The organism is Streptomyces sp. WM6378, from assembly GCF_001279695.1.
Classification (GTDB): domain Bacteria; phylum Actinomycetota; class Actinomycetes; order Streptomycetales; family Streptomycetaceae; genus Streptomyces.
Map to the genome: position 1 here is coordinate 1 of NZ_LGDD01000197.1, position 356 is coordinate 356.

The 356-nt window shown below is 67.4% G+C and carries 1 pseudogene; it reads left to right on the forward strand.

The window, feature by feature from the left end:
• Nucleotides 1-191, forward strand: a pseudogene (locus ADK54_RS48800) (transposase family protein); the annotation flags it as partial.
• Between the last annotated feature and the right edge of the window lie 165 nt (nucleotides 192-356).

Below are 356 nucleotides of genomic sequence, written 5' to 3' on the forward strand. Positions count from 1 at the left end.
GACTGGGGGCACCTCCCGGCCGGAGGCTGGGGGAGATCGCCTCAGACACCCCGTATCACTCCGGGAAACACAAGCGCCACGGCATCAACATCCAAGTCCTCACCGATCCCTACGGCCGCCTGCTGTGGGCCTCACCCGCACTGCCCGGCTCCACCCACGACCTGACCGCAGCCCGTGTCCACGGGATCATCGACGCGCCGGCTGCCGCGGAGCTGAAGTGCTGGGCAGACAGTGATGATGGGCGATGGCGACCCCGTCCGTGTTCCGTTCCGAGGGCGTCGACTCAAGAGATGGAAGCGGCGCCACAACACCACCCACGCCAAGATCCGCTGCGTCGGCGAACAAGCCATGGCCGT